The sequence below is a fragment of the Burkholderia glumae LMG 2196 = ATCC 33617 genome (genome assembly GCF_000960995.1).
GTDB classification, from domain to species: domain Bacteria; phylum Pseudomonadota; class Gammaproteobacteria; order Burkholderiales; family Burkholderiaceae; genus Burkholderia; species Burkholderia glumae.
Window position 1 is genome coordinate 2460783 of sequence record NZ_CP009434.1, and the last position, 21003, is coordinate 2481785.

Sequence of the window (21003 nt, forward strand, 5' to 3'; positions counted from 1 at the left end):
CGATGATGGAATCACGGCGAGATGGGCCGGCGCATGAAACACAACTTCCAAGGATGGAACCTCCAATCATTGACGACGAACTGTGGAAACTGATCGAACCGTTGCTGCCTGTTGTGAAGCCTCGCGCGAAGAACGATCCGAGCCGTCCGCGTGTTCCCGATCGCGTGGCGCTCGGCGGCATCCTGTTCGTGCTGAAGACTGGCATTCGGTGGAACCACTTGCCGACCCGGCTGGGCTTCGGCTCGGGCGCGACATGCTCGCGTCGACTGGACGACTGGCAAAAGGCTGGCGTGTGGGACCGGCTGCACGAATTGCTGCTCGACAAGTTGCGGGCGACCGGCCAGCTCGACCTCTCATATGCAACGGTCGACTCATTGTCGGTACGCGCTATTGGGGCGGGCGAAAAACTGGCCTGAACGCCACCGATCGCGTGCGTCCCGGTTCCAAGCACCACATCGCAACCGACGCCAACGGAACGCCGGTCGCGGCAATCCTGAGCGGCGCCAATCGCAACGATGTCACCCAACTGGTTCGCTGATCGAGGCCATCGTGCCGATCGGTGGCAAGCGTGGACGGCCGCCGAGCCGTCCTAGCCGCGTCTATGCCGATCGTGGTTACGACCACGATAAATATCGACGCATCCTTCACGAGCGCAACATCCCCACCTGCATTGCGCGGCGCGGTCACCCGCACGGTAGTGGCCTTCGAAGAGTCCGGTGGGTCGTCGAACGTACTCACGCCTGGCTGCATCATTTCCGCCGTCTGCGCATTCGCTTCGATCGTCGCGTCGACATTCACGAAGCGTTCCTCAAACTCGGCTGTTGCTTGATCTGCTGGAATACCCTGCGGCGAGCACAACCGTCTTTATGAAACCGTTTCTTAGAGGCCAGTTCAAAAACCCTGCTCAGCTCGTCTGAAGATGTTCCAACAGATGATCGAGCAGCCAAGTTTGAGGAATGCTTCGTGAATGTAGGCACTTCGCTCGAAGCGAGTGCGTAGGCGCCGGAAATTGTGGAGCCAGGAATGCGTACGTTCGACCACCCAACGATACTTGCCCAGACCACTGCCATGCTCGGTCCGGCGCTTGGCGATCACGGGCTTGATACCGCGTTCGCGCAACGCGCGACGATGTCGGGTGGAATCGTAGCCGCGATCGGCGTAGACGACGCCGGGCTTCTGAAGCGGTCGGCCACGAACGCCGCGAATGGGTGGAATCGCATCAACGAGCGGCAGCAACTGCGTGACGTCGTTGGTGTTCGCGCCAGTCAGGATCGCAACGAGAGGAACGCCGTTGGCGTCTACGAGGACGTGGTGCTTGGAACCGGGTCGCGCGCGATCGGTGGGGTTCGGGCCAGTTTTTCGCCCGCCCCAACGGCGCGCACGGACGACGAATCGACCGCAGCGTATGACAGATCGATTTGGCCGGCCGCACGCAACTTGTCGAGTAGCAACTCGTGCAGTTGGTCCCATACACCAGCCTTTTGCCAGTCGCTCAATCGCCGCCAGCATGTGGCGCCCGAGCCAAAGCCCAGACGAGTCGGCAAGTGGTTCCAACGAATTCCCGTTTTGAACACGAACAGGATGCCGTTGAGAGCCGCACGGTCGGACACGCGCGGGCGACCAGGATCGCTCTTCGCTCGAAGCTTCGCAGGTGGCAGCAATGGTTCGATCAGTATCCACAGTTCGTCGTCAATGATTGGCGCTTCCATCCTTGGACTTCCGTTGTTCTGATGCCCAAGGTTAACAGCTTGCCGAGGAAGTAAACAGCCCCTCTCGGGAGTTTTTGAACTGGCCTCTTAGCGCAACACGTTCCTTCTCCCCGCTCGGTTTCACGCCGATGATCATCAGCAAGCACTGACCGTCGGCATCCTCGGTGCGCGCTTGCGTATGGATGCCTTCGGCCCACCAGTAGACCCAGCGCGACGCTGACAGGTCGCGCCTGTTCCACTGCGCGTACTCGTCCGACCACACGGCCTTCAGGCCGCTCACGGTGTTCGCCGACAGGCCCTTGGCCTGCTCGCCGAGCAGCTCGGACAGCGCCTCGCTCTTGTCGCCCGTCGAGACCCGCGCAGGTACAGCCACAGCAGCGATGACGATACGCGTGGCGACTTGCGCACGTAGGGCGGCACGATTGCCGAATTGAACTTCACACCCGAGCCCGAGCGATCGCGGACCTTGGGCACCTGGACCGGCACCGGACCGACGGCAGTGACGATCTGACGCTCCGGCACGTAGCCACTGCGCACGACCGCCCGTCGGTCGTCAATCGTTCTCTCGTTCGAATACTGCTCGAGCAACGTCGCCAATTCCGCCTCGATCGCCTGCTGGATGATCTGCCGGGCACCTTGCTGGATCAAATCGTCCAGGCCTGGTGCGCCCTTGATGTCTGTTTCTGTTGCTTGACTGCGGTTCGCTTCATGCGTACTTTTCGCCATGGTGGTGGGGTTCCGATTGTCGGGCTGTTACCTTGGAAAGCAACATTCTCCTTCAATCGCCACCGCCTTCTCCCGCTCCCTCCTGTACACCAGATTCGACAATAACTCGCTGGGAGCAGCATGTGACCGGTGTATTCATAGCAGCCGTGGTCATGCGTTGCTTCATCAATGTTCCGTGCCCAGTTCAATCTGGTTGCCCGTTACGATGAGCTTCACGGGATCCGTCTTCTTCCACTGCGACTTCGGAATTACCAGTTGCCACGAGGCGCCGCCCTGATCGCGAAAAAAACCCACGACGCCCACAGCCTGCACATCGTCCGCCATTGGCGCCGACAGCGTTACCGTTGCGCCGGGGCCGAGTATGGCCTCCATGCTGCCGGTGAGGTCGGCCTTTAGCAACGCGCGATCATCGTCAAGTAGCTGACCATAAGCCGCATTTTCAAAGGTCTTCGTATCCTTCAATTGATAGACGCGTAGTACGACCGGCAGTGACCGGCCCTGCTCGTTCGGGTTCAGCGCAGCGTGGCTTTCGATCACAAGGTTCATCTGTTTCACCTTCTCGACGAATACCGCGCGCGTGGCGTCGACGGTCGTTTCCTTGATCGACTGCCACATGCCGCAGCCGACAAGCAGTGCAGTGGCCGCCGCCAGTCCACCTGTCAGCCGGATTCCGCGCAGCGTCCGATGCGTTTGCCGTGTCACAACCAGTCTCCCGTCTTGAGTACGGGCGGATAACGCCGAACCGCCCCGCCTACACCCTGATATAAAACGAGCCGCACCGCGTAATGGAAGCAGGCATAGCGGCCAACGAAGCGGCTCAGCACGTCGCCGAAGAGTGCGACATCGCCGGGACCGGCAAAACCCGATGGCTCGATGCCGACGTTCACGTTCACGATCCTGTCGACTCGCGTACCGATGATTTCAGTGTCTTCGTCCAGCCAAACATAGTGGATCGCCTCGATGCGCCGCATGTTGTCGTCCTGCGGCGACCAGTCGTACAACGACAGCGCACCACGCAAGACGCTCGCATCCATCATGTTCAGTTCCGTCGAACCAGCCGCATTGAAGTGTGAGACTACCTTCCAGTCGTATTCGCCGCCGCGCGGTGGATACAGCGGCATCGTGGGAGCCGTGAGATTGCGCACCCGCTCGACGCCGGAGAACGCCGATACAGGCTCGGTAATCATCGATTCGCTTAGCGCCATGCGCGGCAGGCGGCCATTATTTGCCAGCACGCGGACCGTCACGTGCCCGTCTGGCACGCTACCAGGTTCATCCCATAGATGGCCACCTAACGTCACCCACATCTCACGCTGCCCCGTGACACCATGGCGGATGGATGAGTGGTAATAGCGCTCGGGCGACTCGTAGCGCATCATCCCGCCACGGTGCCGGAATTCCTTGAAAGACTGGTATTCGTGGTACATCGCGTTGCGGGGATCGGCTGCCACGACCGACTGTGCGTCATATGGCTCGATATGATCGCCGGCTGACGCGGGCGGACGTACCGGATAGTCCCGATCATGCGCGTTGGGTCGAATCGCCTGTGCGTCCAGCTCGAACAGGTTGATCACCGGCGTGCAGAACAAACGGATGTTGTTCGCGCCGAACGTCACGTCCCCGGCAATGCGGCCGTTAAGCACGATCTCGAATTCGATGCGAGTCTCGCCGGGCGGCACGCCCGCCGTGTTGAATCCGCAGAGGTCAACGAAGTGGAATTTTTCCGGGAACGCGAAATACTCAAGCATGGTCTGCTCGCGATCGAGTTCAGCGTCACGCGCGTCGCGGTCAACCGGCCACAGCCGAGTATCCGGCCCGAAACCGGCCGCCTCGAACCGCATGGCCGGTTGCGGCTGCAGCTGACAGTCGAGCAGGCGCGGCATCCGCATGCCGATCGACTCGACCTGTTGTGTGAGGACTGCGTACAGCGCCGACGCGGTAGGCCGATCTCCGTGGAGATACAGGCGGATGCGCGACAGGTCGTCCAGCAGGCGCTGTTCGCGATGCAGCAGATTGAACGCGAGCCGGATCACCGTGCGGCCGTCCTCGCGCATCCGCACGCCTGCCTCACAGACTTCGAGCGGCAGCAGACGCACCGGTTGGGTGGTGCGATAAACGCATACCGTGCCGTCGGAGCCGATCGGCGTCGAGCGCACCTGCAGGCCTGCTGGCAGGATGTCCAGAATCCGTGCTTCGCCCGTGCGAGGCTTGCACTCGAGAATCGCCAACGACGGGATGGTGCGGCCTGCATGTGGCCACAGGTGATCGATCAACGGGTCGGTGATTTCCGGCAGCGCGTCATCGAGTTTCATGCGCAGCCGGCTCGTCAGGAATGCGAAGCCCTCGTAGACCGCTGCGACGCGATCGTCCGGCGCGCCGGGTGTTGTCATCCCCAACTGCCGCGCGGCCTGCGGCTGCGCTTCGGCGAATTCTCTGCCCGCTTCGCGCAGGTAGCGCATTTCCGAATCGAAATACCGCAGGAACGGATCGTCTTGCGAGACCCTCCGCTCCTCATCCAGGCGACCTGTCATCTCATGGCCAACGGACACTTTCTGCGGAGCGTTGAGACTTCTGTCGGGCGCCAGCGGCCTGTTTCTGTTTTCGTTCATGGCTGAAGCTCCGGTGGCAGAGGCGGCAGTACCGGCACGACACCTGCCTTTCCGACGATAAAAATCCGCTCGGGCATCCGGAAGCCTCGCAGCTTCAGCAATTCGAGCGGTCCTGCGCCGATCTGCGTGCGCATCACGTAGGACAATGGTTCGGCGTTCGCCGTGTTCCACGTCACCTGGTAGCGGGTACTGTCGAGTTGCTTCATGTCGGCCTTGGCCAGAAGGCGCAGGAACGCCCAGTCGCCGGTCGAATCGAACGCTTGCCGAAGGCCGGCGTCGAGTGTCTGCCATGTCAGCCCCGCGTGCCCGTTCAGGCCGGTACCGGGCCACGCGAGCGGCGTCCAGTTTTCCTGCTGATTGAAGTAGACGATCTGCTTGCCGTCAACCGACAACTCCGAGCGTGTCACGTTGGGCGTCGGTAGTGCCATCATCTCGAAGCGCTCTCGCGCATCGCCCTGCACATATAGCTGCGCGCCAACGGTCGACAATTGCCGGATACCAGTCAGGAACGTCGGGTCGAACTGCAGCGCCTGCGGCGCCAGCTCGTTCGGCGTCCAGTGATCGCCCTCGAGCTTCAGCACGCCAGCAAGCTGCGTGGCAAAGAAGCGTGCGATCAGGCCCGTGTCGGGCCGCACATAGCGCCCGAGTTCGGCAAATGACGCATCGGCGTTCGTGTCGAAGAACGGATACCTGCCGCTCATCGCCGCGTTGAACGGCGCCGCCACGCTCGCCCGCCACGCCTCGTTCAGGCTTGCCGCAGCCGGCTGCAGGATCGTCTGCCAGGCGGCCTCGAGCGGTTGCGCGAATACCGCATCGCCGAAACCGGACCACGCCGTCCCGAGACTCGCGGCTGTCAGCGCCGCGTCGTCGCGTGCCTGTGACAGCTCCGAGAGCTTGCCCTGGAACACCGCCTGCGCGAGCGAGCGCGCCATCGTCTGCGCGTCAGGACTGCCTGCGATCTGCTGTAGCTTCAGGCGCATCGTCGTGACTGCGGTCAGGTACCGCGAGAGACTCACGCCGTTCAGCGCGATATTGGCCGCCGGGTTGCCTTTGCCGCCTGCAGCCGGTACGGCAGCGGTGTCGCCCATCAGCGCGAGCAGCGGGCCGAATGACTTGTCGAGCGGGTTGACAGTCGGCGCGGCCGCCTGATCGTCCCTGCCAATCAGGCTCTGCGCCTTGCGCACCAGCGTGTCGGCCAGGGCCTGCGACGGCCGTCCTGCCTGTGCCTGGTATTGAATCGCCTTCATCAGTGCGATGAGCGGCGATGTCTGTGCGTCGGCGAGGCGTGTCAGTTGCTCGATCGAGCCGTTCAGGTTCGCCGCCGGCTGCCAGCGGACGCTGTTGAGCATGCCCTGCCAGGCTGCCGTGTACTCGGCGAAGTACCGCGCTGTCAGGCGCTGTTTCAGGTCCTCGGCCGCATGCTTTTCGTCGATCACGGCTGCGGTTCTGATGGCACCCCGTGACAGCATATTGCCGATGGTTTGCGCCGGCGGGGCGCCGGTCAGCACCCAGTCGCCGCTCGTGCGACGCTCGCTCGCAGCCTTGTTGATCGCTGCGGCGATCATTCCGTCCCAGGCGGCACGGGTATAAATACCTGGCACGGTCTGCGAGGTCGTGAACAGACCTCGAGCGTCCGCGCCAGCGAGCAGCGTTTCAAGCGACGCGTCCGCGTACCTGCCTCTCGCCTCCTCGATGATGCCTTGATAGACCGTGTCGTCAGATGACGCGAGCCCCATCTGTGTGACCAGCATATTGCGGGTCGACGTCACGAGACCGTTGTTCAATCCGATGCGCCATCCAGGATGCGCCTTGAGGTGATCGGCATAGAAACCAGCAAGCCGCAGGCCGGTGTCATCGCGCTCGCCCAAGGGCATCTCGACCGGGCGCGGCCATTGGGATACCAGCATGCGTTTGAGGAACGCAGGTTCAGCACGCGACGGATCGCCGAGCATCAGGTACGTCTTGAGCGCGTTGTAGGTGCTGCTACGCGTATCCTGCGACTCGAGGCTGTCGGCCCGGGTCTGACCAGCAGCCTTGAGCAGGTCGCCAATCGTCTGCACGACGGGCGTCTGCAGGTTGCGGGTCGCCGCGATCCGGTATGGCGGCCAGAGCCCGGCGAGCACTTCGTCGTTGCGCGAGAGTCCGCCGCGTAAATACCACGGCGCACCGTGTTGCTGGCGATACTCAAGCTTTTCGATTAGCTGCTGCAACGCCAGTTGCGCGCGCCAGGCCACTGCGGTCTGAGGCCGGGCCTCGGCCGCGGCATTCGCCGTTGCGCGCGCTTCGCGCGCGAGCTGCCGGTTGCCGACGAACGAAACGGTCATCCACGCGCACCACGTGACCGCGGCGACAGTCACGAACCAGGCCAGCACATTGGGCCAGTAGAAGCCGACCCGCCGGCCGGTATCGCGCCGGCGCGCGATCGTGCGCCACGCGGGCAGCAGTGCGGCAGGCTGGTGCTGGAACATCACCGGTTGCTGCGTCCCCGTCGGCACGACAGCCGCCGCTTCTGCTCCGGCTGGCGCGATCGGTACCACCGGAACGGGCGTTGGCACTGCGGCGGAAGTCTCGAAAACAGGTGCGAATATTACGCCGGCCAACCGGGACCGATACCAATGCGAGGCGAATAGGGCATTCCAGCCCGAGATGATGCTTTCGCGCTGCTCGTCGATGTACTGGGAGATCTGGGCCAGATAGGTGATCCGCGTGGGCGTGACGCAGAGCCGCACGCCAGCGTCCGCCGTATGCCGCCCGATCACGGCGAGCTGCTCGCGCAATACCGAAGCCGGTTGCGTGCCGCCGAGCGACGGACCCGGGAACGCGCCGATTGCCTCGAACGTCTCGGGGTGGCCGCCCGTGGCCGGCACCGCGTGCAGGAGCGTGACGGGCGCAGCCCATCCCAGATCCGTCGCAAGCGTGGCCAGTGCGCGCGGTAGTTCGGTTTCGGGTGCGTTTGCGTCAGTGACATGGACGACGCTGTCGACGGGACGTCGGCGGCGTAGCTGCCGGATCTGGCGGCGCCATGCCCCGACATCGATGCCATCCGGTGCGGCATGCACAAGGATCGCGTCGGCAACGGGCATTACACCCGCGCGCTTCAGGCCGGGCGCGACATCTTCGATCAGAGCGTCCGTGCCGGTCAAAAGCAGCCAACGCGTTCGATAACGCCACCACCAGCCGCGCGTGGCGCGCAGTTCATCACAGACGGTCTGCAGGCGAGCGTCGCACTTGAGCGTTTTCGTCTGCGTTACTGCGGCGTCCCGATCGCCGACTTCGGCGCGAAACACCCTCCCAACGAGGCGGTATGCGCCACCGAACAGCAGCCCTATGTGCAACAGAAGCACCGCCACGAGCGCCAGGAAAATCCAGACCGATGCGCCGAGCTTCGCCTCGCGCGTGAGCACGCCAAACAGCGCACCCTTGAACCACACAAGCGCGAACGCGACCCCGGCCAGGATCAGTGCCAGAAATATGGGACCCCAGGCGAGCAGCCGGCTGGTTTCGGTCGTCTCAGCCTCGGCCGTCCCGAGAATCTGCATGTTATTGCGAGCGTTCATCATCAGGTTCTTTGTGATTCATTCGGTCGTTGACGTGCAGGATCGCGGCTTGCGCGATCGTCGTAAGCAACGGTGCATGGAGGATCAGTTGCGTTCCGGCGGCCGCCTCGAGCGCCGCAGCAACCGACAGCCACCCGCCGGCTGCGCCAGCTTGTCCGATAAGAGCATCGGGCCGGCGCTGGGCCTCCTGCTTTGCGATGCCCGCAAGGCCGGCAGCTCGCAACGCAGCGAGCAGTTTCGTGTCGTGCGAGCCGTCCAGGCCGCTGATCCACGCCGTAGCGACACTGGTCACATCGCTCTTGCCCCATAGCACGCCGTTCTGCAGTACTGCGTCCAGACCGTCGAGCTCGTCGGTGACCGGACGGTGCAGCAGGCCGAGCACGCTAACGGGTTTGGGCAACTGGAACATGCCCGGGCCGAGCAGCACGGCGACCGCGCCCTCGGTGCTGCCCGGCGATGGAGTGTCATGCCATTCCGCCGCGACGACCAGCAACGGCCGCTGTTCGCCCGCGTCGAGCCAGGCGTCAGCCACCATCAAGCCATCCGTCGCCGGCACGGCGAAGCACTCGAGATCCGGCAGACCATTTCGTTGCAGTGCCTGCCTGACCTGATCCACACGCACATCTGCCATTTCGGGAGCCGACAGTACGCGCACCGCAGGCGCATACTTCGCGCCGTACTGTGTGAGCGCGACCAGGCTTTCCACGAGAGGTGCCAGCGCCTGCGCGATCATGCGCACGGCGGGTGGTACAGGCGCACGCGGATCTGGCGCGTCGATCGGCGCGAAAGCCTCGACATGCTCGGCGTCGTCACCGTCTGGCAGATCTGTATCAAATAAACCGGGCGCATCCGGGTCTTCGCCGAGCATGGGGTCGTCATCGGCAAAACGGCTATGCAAGACACGACCGGTGCCGCTACGAGGCACGCGCGCCTCCAGCAAGGACGTCTTCCCGGCGAGTACTTCACCGAGCGGCTTGCCGTCCAATGGCAGACAGTAGCCGGCGCCGAGCACCTGCAGTGGCCGCTGCGCCGTAAGGATGCGGCCCCGGAGCCAGGCTGCGCGATGCCGGTTTCGGAACAGCGCGTGGAGGTAGTCCGCCTCGTAGATCGTTCGCGCAATGGCAAGCGCCGCGAAAAATACCGCGTTCGGGATGCCGAACAGGCAAAGCCAGAACCGCGCGCCACGCGCGGGCGTGCCCGTCGGCCACAGCAACAGCACCACCGCCGCGCCTAGCCCGCAGCACAACAGCCAGCCGAGCAGCCACGGCCAGAAGCGCGGCCCGTGCGCCGGATACGCCGATGGCAGTCCTGCTGGAGAAAGGTCGACGGGCATGCTCAGCCGATGTGTACGTTTTGCAGCGACGAGATCAACCGGCAGCCGCACGCACAGCGATGCAGATGCATCGCCACGGGTTTGCCGTCTTGGTCAGGAAACGATTCGTCGCCTTCATCGCTCACGGTTTCGCCGTGCAGGTCGCAGTGCGCGGCATCGCTCTTGCGCGCCAGCGGTCGGCCCATGAACTCCATGGTCGAAGAACCACCCGTGACCCGGCCGCCGTGCTCCAGTTCATCGTCTTTGCGAATGGGGGAATTCATTTACTCTCCAGACGATGTATCAGCGCCTTGCCGAGAAAAGCTCTCTCCACACCTAAATTTTTTTGATCTCGAAGAGGGGTCGCAAAAAATTCCGGTGTGCGCATCATAAAATAGATCAAACCACATATCATTCAGTGGACTATCATATGACTGCCTGATCTTCCCCTTAAATCTTATACTGGAGGATTTTCTATTAAATTCACCTGACGAACTGGAAAGCCAACAGAATGGCTGACCATTCACTAATTCAAAAACAGAATTTCCGATTTTTTCATAAATTGCGCACCCCGCGGATCTGCCTACCCCCTCGCGATCCGCGACGATCATTCCCGGCCCTGCCGCTCCGTCCCACGTAAAGACTTGCATCACCTTATTGTCTTTGGCATCAAAATCAGGTAGTTCCTTTAGCGCATGCTCTATTTCTCGACGAGCGGCGTTACTTACTCCTCTGCCTTTTTTGATATTCATATTGCCGGGAACTGTGGGTGTCGAGGCTGCGGCATCAGCAAATGCCGTGGTCGACAGCATGAGAAAAAATCCAAATAGTGATGCTGCCAAAATTCTCACCAAATTGCCGCCCATAGGAATCCTCTGAACAAAGTTATTCGATTTCCTTAAAATCAACCCTAATTGTACCGACCGGCGTATTTATGGTCTCTTCTCGCCCATTAATCGTCGAGTCGAGCAAAATATGGGCCGCAAACGCGGAATATGCTTGCCTTTCGATCTTTCCATTGCTACCTCCGTTTACACCGCGACTTATATTCTGAACGGTTTGGTAGCCCCACGCTTGGTCAGCCTTTCTGCTGATATTTATGCCTGTTTGAAAAGGCTTCGAAATCCAATAAAACCCTGCAGAGTTACATGCATGGAATGGATCATCAGCAACGACATTGGGATCGAACCTTGGAGCCCAAGTGATCTGAGTACCGTGATCCGATGGCGCAACCGTCCAATGCGTTGAGGTGCCGGTAATTCGGGGCGCGTTAGACAAGCGATCGGAATAAACTCCGACATGGTTTGGCAACCTTACGGTCCCGCAAAAATTTCCGTAGTCTCGATAATTTGCAGCCCAGGTCAATTGCATCGCACCGCGCCCATAAAAGGTCGCGTAAAATTGCGTCGCGGGATTGCCGGCGTTATAGGCGCCGTATCCCCACTCATGCATAATTGGATGAGCCGTGATATTTCTCCACTGCGCCGTTTCCCAATTTGCTTGCGCCAAGAATAAGGCGCGCCTATGCAATGGGGCCAGTCCGTACTTGATGATCGCTTGACTTAGATGATTAACAAAAGGTCGCTGCGCGGTCTTGATGCTTTCCCCATCCATGGTATAGATGGCACTGCCCTTTAGTGCAATATAAATATTCCCCTGCCTTCCGTAGAATGGGAATTTCGGCATTGTTTTTGCCAGTTCATTCGCACTTAGCCATCCACATCTTCTGAAATGTCGAATAAACGCGAGCGGGTGGAAAAACCAGACCTTCCCGCCTGCGGGCAAGCCGGTCTTGTCCCAAAACTGAAGCTTTTTGACGAAGTCCAGAAACTTGTTGTACGCGTCCTGGTTTCCCTCGAAATGCTCCCCTTCGTCCAGTAGGTTTCGATAGCGAGGATCCAGATTGGCACTGTCCCATTCACTCGGAGCTTCGCAGACGAAGCCATGTAGCAGCGCTTGCACGGCCTTGTGGTCCGGATCGCTGATGTAATGCCGCATGGCCTCGCTTTTCTGCTCTGCGGTTTGCTGTGCCGCCGCTGCGCCGCTCCCGGCGGCCTCGACATTCCCGATCGAAGTGCGGACCAGGGCTTTGAGCTTGTCGAGGTCCCAGAGCCCGTTCGGATCAACTGGCGCGGTCTGCGCCTGGATTTTCCGCCACCCCATAAAGAACGGGAAATCCGCGTCCGAAACTTTCTTGATGCTCGGTTTGCTGATGTCAATATAGCCCTGCTGTCCGCTAGCGAACGGAATGCAATACCATGTCGCGCGCGGATTCGGAGCGGCGGACGTTTCCTGATCTGGAGCGGGTGGCAGCGTTGCCGGTTGGCTCAGAATCCGCCCGAATCGCAACATCTCGTACCCGTCGCTTGCGCAAGTCGAGTACAGCGCACTCGCACGCTTGTACATCTCATATTCAAACTGTGGCTCACCCACCGGGTCAGGGGTGAGGAGTGTGCGGCTACCGTCGGTCGCGACGCTCCAGACGTTCGTGAATTTGTCCCCCTTGTGGAAGTACACTTCAACGTACAAGGGATGCTCATTCTGCCCCTCTTGTCTAGGAGCGAATTTAATCCCGTGCAATTTGCTGTGCGCGTCCACGCCGGGTGGCTGCGCGCGGAAAGTTTGGTTCGCGGGAATCACGTAGTAACTGTGGCCCCAGCAGTCGCTCCCCTGCGGCGTCTCGACATGCGGGTGCCCAAGCTGCGTCGCACCAAAATAGGCATCGAAATCGCCGGGTGTCATGAAGATCTCGAAGTGCAGATGCCGTTTCCCTTGGCAATCGCCCGTATACCCCAGGATATCCTTGCGCCGCACCTTCCTGCCACCGCCGGATACGGCCGCGCCGGTCGGATAACGCAGCCAATCGGGCATGCTGTGAGGCTCATTGACCGCCGGCGGCTGAATACCGTCGGTTGTCATCCCGGCCAAATCGAGCAGATGCATGTACAGCGAGTAGAACGTCAACTCGCGGTTTTCGCCTGTCTCGGTCGTGTGCCTGAGGAGCACAAATCCTGCATTGGTATTCTTGTCGTCGAACACATCGGCTACCGGTGTCTGGTACACACCATAGGCAGCAACCTCCCCGTCGGCGATGGCTCGCACGGGCAGCGAGGCGTTGCTTCGTGGAACGAGATGCAGCCCCGTATGCCAGCGGCGATCAAACGCGATCGGATAGATGCCCCCGCTATCGGTCATCTTGTCGAGTTCGTCCATCAACGGATCGTCCTTGGACCGAGCGTCCGGAGCCGAGCCGGTGGAGACAGGCAGCAGAAAAGGCGGACTGATAATCATGGGCTTCAGTGCGAAAGCGAGTAGTCGTCGGGGGAATTCAGATTACTTTTGGGCAGCACGGGCAATGGCGGATTGACATTACCAGGACCCTGGAACACGAACGAGCCGGCCTTGATCTTGAAGGCTCCCGGGCTGATGAATTCGAATGTGCCGTCTTCGATCTTGAGTGCGGCGCCGCCGCTGGCCAGCACGATCTTCTTGCGCGCAACCACCAGCACGTCCTCGTCCGCGCTTGCCAGCTTCAGCTGTTTTGCCGCAGCCAGCTCCATCGCATCGCTCTGCGACTGGATTTCGACCTTGCCATGCGTGGCAAAGATTTTCAGGCCGAGCTTATGTGCGCACAGCGAGATGAGCTCGCCGGCCGCTACGGTAAACCGCTTGAGCACGCTCACGTCCGCGTGCTGGCCAGCCGTCACGATCACGTTCTCGCCGGCCGCCTGCTGGATCGACTTCGATGTGACGAACGCCATGCCGGCCGGTGCGCTGGCAAGCAGTCCGGCGTTCTTCAACTGGTCGAGCACGTCCATCAGACTCGATTGCGTCGTCTTGTCGGCCGGGGTGGCACGTGCCTGCGCGGTCGCATTGGCCAGCGCGGTCACGCGCTGAATAGCGGCTTGCAGCTGCTTGATCGCCGCCTGCATTTCGAGATGCGGAGCGGTCGGGTTTACGGGGTCTGCCGACCAGAACAACCCCTTTGCCGCGCGCGTTACGCCCCAACCTTGCGTGGTGAGCTCGTAGCCTTCGCCGCGCTTGTTCTTCTCGCCGTCAACGAGATAGCCCATATTGAGCGCCGTCTTGCCGAAGACCGTTGCAAGCCGAATGCCCTCGTGGCTCTTCAAGTCCTCGAAGCGCAGCTTGTTGCCCAGCAGCGGCGAGCGGAACACCGCACGGCTGTACCAGCCCTCCTTGCCATGTACTAGATCCCGCCGCGCATAGTCATGGGCGGCACCGGCGATCAGTAACCGATCGCAATTGCCGTGGGTCGCAATGACGCGGACTTCCGTGTTCGGCAGCAATGGGACGTGCAGACCACCCTGATACGAGGCCGACGTACGCAGTAGGCGCAACGACATACTGTTCGTGCCGCGCTTGCCGGTGTGCCGTGTGAAGAGAAGCCTCACCCGGTAACCGCCATACTCGTCCATCCATGCATACGGCTGGTCGTCGCCGGATTCCACGATGCCGATAAGTGCACCGCCTATCCAGCGCCAATGCTTTTCCGGTACATACTCGGGCCGGTAGGTCAGATGCGACGGGATCGCCTCGAACTGATTGGTCACCGACTGCTTGCGGCTACCCGTCGTAACGAGCTTGGTGATCACGATGCCGTGTGGCGCTTCGGGCACGGTGTCGTTGATCACCCGCACCACCATGCCCGGCATCATGCCCATCACGTTGCTCTTGCCCGAGATCCGTGTCTGACGCGTGATCAGCTCGTCGCGTCGTGCATCGGCAAGCACCTGTCCCTCCTCGGCGGAGTGGAAATGCTCGATGCTACAGTTGACGCTGCCGTACACCGAGCGGTCCCCCTTCTCGGCCACGACCGATTCGACCTGCAACGGACCGTCCGGCTGCCGGTAGTTGTGGTCCCATTCACGCACGGTCTGCGGCACGAGCGAGCGCGTCACGTTCAGCTCAAGAATGGCCTCGTGCCAGCTGACGAGACCCGAATTCGGCAGCAGCGGCACCTCGAGCGCCCGCATGTAGCCGCGCGCGGTATTGCTGAACACCAGCGTGTCGCGCTGCGGTCCGTCTTCCTTCTTCGCATGTTTGAAGTAGTAGAAGACGCCAGCGCGCCTGCAATGCCTGTCGATGAAATTCGCGATCGTCTCCTCGTACATGACGGTTTGGTGCAGTTTCGCGTCGAGCCCGTCCAGTTCGAACTCGACGTCATAAGACTGGAACAGGTCGCGATCGACAATCGTGTCGGTGAGCAGCTCGCGAAACGAGCGGTCCAGGAATACGGCCGAATCATGTACCTGCTCGAGCAGTGCGAGTCGCGGCTTGAGATGCAGCTGGTAGGTCGCCTCGTCGCGCGACGTCTTGACCCGCGTCCACTGCGTCACAATGCCGTGCACAGTGCGTGTCGCCTGCTGGACCGGGTTGATCAGACCGGGCAACGACGGCACCGACGCGTGTTCCTCGATCGAGAAGATGGCCGGGCGCCCGATCACGGCCGCGCCGTCAATGTGCTTGTCCTTCGACGTAACGGTGATGTCCGCGACAAACGGTGTGTTCATTTCTTCCGTGAGGACAAACGAAAACACCGATATCGGTGACCGCAGCGTCGCTATCTCGAGATGGAGAGGCTGGGTGACGATCGCGCTTGGGTGCTTGAGCACATCCTGGAGAGTTTGCATGGTCGCCATAGGATCGAGAGTTTTCACACTGACAAAGTCGCCCACTCAAAGCTCGGGGACGATGCCTTCAGGTTCGCACAAGTAGATCAAGGCAACAGCGATGTCCATCAGACCGACCTGAATTTGATGATGTCTGACAGTGATGCCGCAGGGAGCAAGAAGTTCACGCAGAGAACTACGTCGCTTCTTAGAATTTTGCACAACGAATAGTACTGTCAGGTAATTCGGCAGCCATACGAGGAAGGTCAAGGTGAGCCCGCCAGCGATTCACTTACGTGGCCAAGCGGGCGCACGATGCCCGTTCCCAAGCCGCCTTCGCCTGGGCTCGGGCCACACGCTTGCGTTTCGCATCCCGATGATAGCGGTAGCCCATGAACAGATTGGAAACCTGGCCGTGCACGGACGCGAATCGCTGCAGCTGACACGCTGATTTGAAACGGCGCATCCCGTTCTCGCGCACGCGAGTCGGTTGGTGCGAATTCTCGGCGCGGTTATTCAGCCCCTTGCGCTGGCGGTGCTCGACGCTCAGGCCAAGTACGTTGTTGGCCGCCGCGTAGCTGCGCAATTTGTCCGTCACGATGACCCGCGGGCGCCCGTGGCGCTTGAGCAGCTTGCGCATCAGTCGCTTGGCCGCCGTGGTGTCGCGCTGGCGCTGAACCAGGACATCAAGCACGGCACCGTGTTGATCTATGGCTCGCCAGAGCCAATGCTTCACGCCGCGAATGGTCACCGCGATCTCGTCGAAGTGCCATTTGTCACTGCGGCTCGAGGCCGCGGAACGGATGCGCCGTGCGATCGCCAGACCAAACTTCGTGGCCCAGCATCGCACCGTCTCATAGGTCAGCTCGATGATACAAGCCTTCGCGCAGCAACCTGACAATACCAAGCCGGCGCGTACTAGAAAGCCTCTCCCCCACCTCACGGCGCTCGTCATCGGGTTGGAGTATTTAAAAAAATTCAATGCTTTTTAACTATATTGAGAGCCGCTAACATAACCTAGACATGACGTAGCAGAAATCGTATCGTCTGCGATCTGGCAAGACGCAAAATCAGCAACGAGTTGTGGGTGGAGCCGGAACCGCTGATTCCGGAATTCACCCCATCGCCCAAGGGCGGACGGCGGCGCACGGTCGATGACCGAGCTGCGCTCAACGGCATCCTGTATGTGCTGCAAACCGGCATCCCGTGGGAAGACCTCCCGCAAGAGCTGGGTTTCGGCAGTGGCATGACGTGTTGGCGACGTCTGCAAGACTGGCAAGCGGCCGGTGTATGGCATCGGCTGCATCTGGCGATGCTGCGTCGGCTGCGTGAGCACGACCAGATCGATTGGGAGCGTGCGAGCATCGATGGAGCCAGCGTCTCCAGCCCCCGGAGGGCCAGGAAACCGGCCCCAACCCGACCGACCGCGGCAAGCTCGGATCGAAACGACACATCATCGTAGATGCACGCGGCATTCCTCTGGCCGTCACGATCACGAGAGCCAACCGCCACGATGGCATTCGAGTCCACGCTCGATGCCATTCCTGCGGTACGCGGACTGAACGGTCCGCCACGCAAGCGCCCGAGCAAACTGCACGCTGACAAAGGGTATGACTTCGGGCGTTGCCGACGTTATCCGAGACAGCGCGGCATCAAGGCTCGTATTGCACGCCGCGGTATCGAAAGCAGCGAACGGCTGGGCAGGCATCGTTGGGTCGTCGAGCGTACGCATGCCTGGTTCGCCGGATTCGGCAAGCTTCGAATTCGCTTCGAACGACGCCTCGATATTCATACCGCTCTGCTTGTCCTGGCTGCCGCCGTCATCTGCTCCACACACAAGCGCTACGCGCGTGCCTTTATGGAAAACAGCTGGTAGCCCGCTTCGAGGCTTGGCGCTTGCTCACTGGTCTCGTCCAAAATCCGTCCGATGCCATCTGACAGTCTAGCTCCGCTGTTCTTGATGTCCGTCCGAACGGCAACGTGACAAAGCCGGAGCAAACGCTCGGCGCGCCGCTGTTCGAGCGCGGCCTGCGCGGCCTGAATCGGGCGGCCCCTTGGCGGCGGTCCGATCTTGCCGACGCAAGGGCCGGAGCCGGCCCCGCGCAGCCGGACGGCATCGCAAGCTGGCGCACAGATACCAGCATCTCGGCGTTTCGATTCTATCCACCGAGGCGCGCAACTGGTCTACTGGAAACCGGCCGCTTCGGTGCGGCCGCGTGCGGCGCGCCGCGCCGCCGTGATCCGAGGAAAGCATGACCGGCTCCGAACGCAATTCCCGATTCCTGCTGACGCTGTCGTGCCCGAGCGCGGCCGGCCAGGTGGCCGCCGTGGTCGGCGTGCTCGACCGCCACCAGTGCTACGTCGACGAGCTGACCGTGTTCGACGACGACCTGAGCGGGCGCTTCTTCGTGCGCTGCGCGTTCCATCCGGCCGCCGCGGGCAGCACGCCCGACATCGACGCGCTGCGCGCCGAGTTCGCGCCGATCGCGGCGCGCTTCGACATGCAATGGGCAATCCACGACGCCGGCGCGCGCCCGAAGGTGATGATCCTCGTCTCGAAGCTCGAGCACTGCCTAGCGGACCTGCTGTTCCGCTGGAAGATGGGCGAGCTGAAGATGGACATCGTCGCGATCGCCTCGAACCACCCCGATCTCGAACCGCTCGCGGCCCAGCACGGGCTGCCGTTCCGCCATTTCCCGATCACGCCCGAGACCAAGGCGCAGCAGGAGGCGCAGTGGCTCGACCTGTTCGAATCGAGCGGCGCCGAGCTGGTGATCCTCGCGCGCTACATGCAGGTGCTCTCGCCCGGCACGAGCGCGCGGCTGGCCAACCGCGCGATCAACATCCACCACTCGTTCCTGCCCGGCTTCAAGGGTGCCAAGCCCTACCACCAGGCGCACGCGCGCGGCGTGAAACTGATCGGCGCCACCGCTCATTTCGTGACCGACGATCTCGACGAAGGCCCCATCATCGAGCAGGTGGTGGAGCGCGTCGATCACGCCTATCGGCCCGAGCAGTTGCTGACGGTGGGCCGCGACGTCGAATCCATCACGCTCGCGCGCGCCGTGAAGGCGTTCATCGAGCGCCGCGTGTTCCTGAACGGCGACCGCACCGTGGTGTTCGGGCAGTAATTCGGGCAGCAAGGCCCCCCGCCTTCCGGCGGCCGTCACGCCGTGTGCCGGCCACCGGCCCGCGATTCACGATGTTTCCTCGTCTCTCACCCTGAAGGCCCGCGCGCAGCGATGCGAGCGGGCCTCTTTTTGAGCGGCGCGCGTCAGCCGTGGACGGCCGGGCAGGCCCGTGCGGCACCGCGGAACAGGCGGGCGAGCAGCGCGGCCACCGCGCGACGCCCGACGGCCCGGTTCGCGGCCGCCAGCGCGGCAGCCTGGGTGACGACGCGCAGCGCCGGGTGGCCGTGCGCATCGAGGCACGGCACCCACCGCGCGGTGATCTCGCCGTCCAGCACCCATGCGAAACCGGCGTCGGCGCCCAGCGCCGCCGGCTCGCCGCGCGCGAGCGCGGCGCCGATCGCGGCGTAATCGCAGTCGAACGCCTCGCGCAGCAGCAACGCCGCGCGCTCGTCGGGCGACAGCCGTTCGAGCAGCAGCATCAGGCCCTAGGGCTGATCGACGAGGTGCTCGCCACGCGGCACGCGCCGGCCTGACCCGGCAAGGCGTGGCGCGCGGCGCGCGCGGGCTCAGCCCCAGGCGAGCAGGTAGGAGATCGCGACGGTCAGTGCCGCGGCGATCAGCGCCGCATACGGCGCCGCGTCGTAGAGGCGGTGCCGGCTCGGCACGGCCAGCGCCATGTCGCGCTGCATCGGCGCCGGGAAGCGGCCGCGATCCTGCCAGTAGTGGCGGTAGAGGAACACCGGCACGATCAGCAGCATCGCGATCAGCCCGTTGCGCAGCGTGCCCTCGCCCTGCAGGTCCGCGCCCGCGCCCACATAGACGAGGTTCAGGTAGCCGCACACCGAGCCGGCCACCAGCAGCCAGGTCGGGCAGCGGAACGGGCGCTCCCAGCCGCCGCGATCCATGCGGTGTATCCAGCCCGACTGCAGGTTCAGGAACACGAAGATCATGTAGCAGACGTTCGAGATCGACAGCACCGTCATGTAGTCCGACATCATCAGCAGCACGAGGTTGAAGCCGAGGTCGGTCCACATCGCGCGCGTGGGCGCGCCGTGCTCGTTGACATGCGAAAGGTACCGGGGCAGCCAGCCGTCCACCGAGGCCTGGTAGAGCGTGCGCGACGAGCCCATCATCGAGGTCATCACGATCAGCAGGATCGACAGCATCAGCATCACCACGATCGCGTTGGCCACCCAGGCGCCGCCGCCCACCATGCGCGCCATCGCGGCGGCCACGCCGGTGCCGTCGCCGATCCTCGGGTCGAGCATCGCGCCGGTGCCGAGCGCGCCCTGGAACGCCATCGGCACGAGCGTCATCACCACCAGGCACAGCGCGCCGGACCAGAAGATCGCGCGGGCCGTGTCGCGGCGCGGGTCGCGAAACTCGCGCGTGTAGCAGACCGCCGTCTCGAAGCCGTAGGAGGCCCAGCCGGCCATGAACATCGCGCCGAGCGCCATCACCACGCCCTGCCCGTTCCAGGTGCCGAAGCGCGCGGCGGTGAGGTTGCCGTGCGCATCGTGGCCGAGCGGCAGCAGCGGCAGCAGGTGGGACATCGGCACGTCGCCCGTCACGAACGGGACGATGCCGACGATCAAAAGCGGCGTGAGCGAGGCGATGCCGAGGATGCGCTGGGTGCGGGCCGCCTTCGAGACGCCGCTGTGCTGCAGCCGGAACGTGATCAGCAGCAGCGCCGCCGCGATCACGAAGGTCGCGTTGATGCGCAGCGTGAGGCCGGGCTTGATGAAGCCGAGATTGGCGACGGTCCACTGCCAGTGCTGGATCGCCGCGTCGGCGGGGAACAGCGAGGTGAGCGCGTAGCTGGCGGCGAGCCCGCAGCCGAGCGCGAGCATCGGCGACCAGGCGAGCCAGTTGCACCAGACCGATACCGGCGCGATCAGCTTGCCGTAGCGCACCCAGCCGATCGCGCCGTACACCGACGCGCCGCCCGACTTGTGCGGAAACAAGCCCGAGATTTCCGCGTAAGTCGCACTCTGGATCAGGCCCATCGTGATCGCGCCGATCCAGACGGCCCACGCGGGCTGGCCGATCGTGGCACACACGCCGCCGATCGTGAACAGCACGCCGGCCGGCACGCCGCTCGTCACCCAGAATGCATCTTTCCAACTGAGGCCGCGGTGCAGCGTGCGGCCGTTTTCTTCATGCGAGACGGTCGTATCGACCTCGCTGGTGCTGCGCGCGCGCAGTCCGGCTTGACCCATCCAGAACCTCCTAGCAAGAGTCCGCACAAGGGGCGTAGTGTACCAACGCTTTCGCGAAAAGCCCGTCGAGCATGCGGTTTTTCAAAAAACGAAGCCCGTCCGACCCCCGG

Annotated in this window: 12 protein-coding genes and 4 pseudogenes; 3 read left to right on the top strand and 13 right to left on the bottom strand. The window is 62.6% G+C overall.

Translation table 11 applies throughout. From position 1 onward, the window contains the following. The first annotated feature begins 53 nt into the window (after positions 1-53). Positions 54-870, top strand: a pseudogene (locus KS03_RS29885) (IS5 family transposase). A 21-nt stretch (positions 871-891) separates the two neighbouring features. On the opposite strand, the gene KS03_RS29890 reads toward KS03_RS29885, so the two are convergent. From KS03_RS29890 to KS03_RS11140, 11 genes and pseudogenes are all read right to left on the bottom strand, one after another. Continuing rightward, positions 892-1709 (bottom strand): IS5-like element ISBugl2 family transposase gene (locus tag KS03_RS29890; protein ID WP_085962362.1). Its coding sequence is split into 2 segments (ribosomal slippage): positions 892-1361 and positions 1361-1709, totalling 819 coding nucleotides; the frame shifts between segments, so codons are not numbered across the junction. A gap of 64 nt (positions 1710-1773) precedes the next feature. Then, positions 1774-2435, bottom strand: a pseudogene (locus KS03_RS11100) (transposase); the annotation flags it as partial. A 165-nt stretch (positions 2436-2600) separates the two neighbouring features. Further along, the gene (tssJ, locus tag KS03_RS11105; RefSeq protein WP_012733438.1) at positions 2601-3137 is read right to left on the bottom strand and encodes a type VI secretion system lipoprotein TssJ; all 537 of its coding nucleotides are present in this window, start codon (positions 3135-3137) and stop codon (positions 2601-2603) included. Beyond that, the gene (tssF, locus tag KS03_RS11110) at positions 3134-4966 is read right to left on the bottom strand and encodes a type VI secretion system baseplate subunit TssF (protein ID WP_080569378.1); all 1833 of its coding nucleotides are present in this window, start codon (positions 4964-4966) and stop codon (positions 3134-3136) included. Before tssF ends, tssJ begins: the two co-directional genes overlap by 4 nt. A 74-nt stretch (positions 4967-5040) precedes the next feature. Next, positions 5041-8604 carry an ImcF-related family protein gene (locus KS03_RS11115; RefSeq protein WP_012733436.1) on the bottom strand — a complete coding sequence of 1188 codons (3564 nt, stop codon included), beginning with the start codon at positions 8602-8604 and terminating at the stop codon, positions 5041-5043. Beyond that, positions 8585-9934 (bottom strand): hypothetical protein, encoded by a 1350-nt coding sequence (locus KS03_RS11120; protein WP_012733435.1) that lies wholly within the window; start codon positions 9932-9934, stop codon positions 8585-8587. Before KS03_RS11120 ends, KS03_RS11115 begins: the two co-directional genes overlap by 20 nt. Before the next feature lie 2 nt (positions 9935-9936). Beyond that, the gene (locus tag KS03_RS11125) at positions 9937-10197 is read right to left on the bottom strand and encodes a PAAR domain-containing protein (RefSeq protein ID WP_012733434.1); all 261 of its coding nucleotides are present in this window, start codon (positions 10195-10197) and stop codon (positions 9937-9939) included. Continuing rightward, complete coding sequence (locus tag KS03_RS31280; RefSeq protein WP_127913866.1) at positions 10198-10725, bottom strand: hypothetical protein; 528 nt, start codon at positions 10723-10725, stop codon at positions 10198-10200. It lies immediately after the preceding gene. A gap of 73 nt (positions 10726-10798) precedes the next feature. Beyond that, complete coding sequence (locus KS03_RS11130) at positions 10799-13126, bottom strand: M23 family metallopeptidase (protein WP_232252184.1); 2328 nt, start codon at positions 13124-13126, stop codon at positions 10799-10801. Positions 13127-13209: 83 nt separating this feature from the next. Further along, positions 13210-15564: a type VI secretion system Vgr family protein gene (locus KS03_RS11135; RefSeq protein ID WP_169511653.1), complete on the bottom strand. Its 2355-nt coding sequence runs from the start codon at positions 15562-15564 to the stop codon at positions 13210-13212. A 271-nt stretch (positions 15565-15835) separates the two neighbouring features. Continuing rightward, positions 15836-16414: pseudogene (locus tag KS03_RS11140) on the bottom strand (IS6 family transposase); the annotation flags it as partial. 183 nt (positions 16415-16597) lie between these two features. On the opposite strand from KS03_RS11140, the pseudogene KS03_RS29900 reads away from it, so the two are divergent. Next, positions 16598-17419 (top strand): annotated as a pseudogene (locus KS03_RS29900) (IS5 family transposase). 376 nt (positions 17420-17795) lie between these two features. Continuing rightward, entirely contained in the window at positions 17796-18674 is an 879-nt protein-coding gene (gene purU, locus KS03_RS11145) for a formyltetrahydrofolate deformylase (protein WP_012733431.1), read from the top strand. A 143-nt stretch (positions 18675-18817) separates the two neighbouring features. Here the strand turns inward: purU and KS03_RS33360 are convergent, their stop codons facing one another. Beyond that, positions 18818-19153 (bottom strand): hypothetical protein, encoded by a 336-nt coding sequence (locus KS03_RS33360; protein ID WP_035977724.1) that lies wholly within the window; start codon positions 19151-19153, stop codon positions 18818-18820. Positions 19154-19240: 87 nt separating this feature from the next. Next, on the bottom strand, positions 19241-20893 hold the full coding sequence (locus KS03_RS11155; RefSeq protein WP_012733430.1) for a trimethylamine N-oxide permease: 1653 nt from the start codon (positions 20891-20893) through the stop codon (positions 19241-19243). Between the last annotated feature and the right edge of the window lie 110 nt (positions 20894-21003).

Coding starts and splice junctions, on each gene's coding strand:
- tssF (WP_080569378.1), bottom strand. CDS start 4,966: ATGACAGGTCGCCTGGATGAGGAGCGGAGGGTCTCGCAAGACGATCCG.
- KS03_RS11115 (WP_012733436.1), bottom strand. CDS start 8,604: ATGATGAACGCTCGCAATAACATGCAGATTCTCGGGACGGCCGAGGCT.
- KS03_RS11120 (WP_012733435.1), bottom strand. CDS start 9,934: ATGCCCGTCGACCTTTCTCCAGCAGGACTGCCATCGGCGTATCCGGCG.
- KS03_RS11125 (WP_012733434.1), bottom strand. CDS start 10,197: ATGAATTCCCCCATTCGCAAAGACGATGAACTGGAGCACGGCGGCCGG.
- KS03_RS31280 (WP_127913866.1), bottom strand. CDS start 10,725: ATGCTGTCGACCACGGCATTTGCTGATGCCGCAGCCTCGACACCCACA.
- KS03_RS11130 (WP_232252184.1), bottom strand. CDS start 13,126: ATGGACGAACTCGACAAGATGACCGATAGCGGGGGCATCTATCCGATC.
- KS03_RS11135 (WP_169511653.1), bottom strand. CDS start 15,564: ATGCAAACTCTCCAGGATGTGCTCAAGCACCCAAGCGCGATCGTCACC.
- purU (WP_012733431.1), top strand. CDS start 17,796: ATGACCGGCTCCGAACGCAATTCCCGATTCCTGCTGACGCTGTCGTGC.
- KS03_RS33360 (WP_035977724.1), bottom strand. CDS start 19,153: ATGCTGCTGCTCGAACGGCTGTCGCCCGACGAGCGCGCGGCGTTGCTG.
- KS03_RS11155 (WP_012733430.1), bottom strand. CDS start 20,893: ATGGGTCAAGCCGGACTGCGCGCGCGCAGCACCAGCGAGGTCGATACG.